The following is a 230-nucleotide window of genomic DNA, read 5'->3' as shown; positions in this document are numbered from 1 at the left end:
GGCTCAAACAATTCTATGTTTTTATAGCAATCGTTTACACGCTGGGCTTGGCCTTGTGCTAAATAAGCGGCTTCGAGCCCTAGAGTATCGTATTTGTTTTCGGCTATGTTTTCTTCATGTGTGGCGGTATCGTGCGCGGTTTTTGCCGCTACTTTTGCTGTTGTAAGCTGCGCTTCTAGTGCAAAACGAAGGTGTTCGATAACGTGGGTTTTATTCATGGGGATTAGTAC

1 pseudogene is annotated in these 230 nt (G+C 44.8%); it reads right to left on the bottom strand.

The annotated features are described in order from the left end of the window. Positions 1 to 218 (bottom strand): annotated as a pseudogene (locus AAEY57_RS21335) (transcription elongation factor GreAB); the annotation flags it as partial. Positions 219 to 230 lie beyond the last annotated feature (12 nt).

Origin of the sequence: Pseudoalteromonas sp. MER144-MNA-CIBAN-0113 (genome assembly GCF_040308965.1) — a bacterium.
GTDB lineage: Bacteria > Pseudomonadota > Gammaproteobacteria > Enterobacterales > Alteromonadaceae > Pseudoalteromonas > Pseudoalteromonas tetraodonis.
Note: the sequence above shows the minus strand (reverse complement) of the source record. Positions and strands in the feature narration are given on the sequence as shown.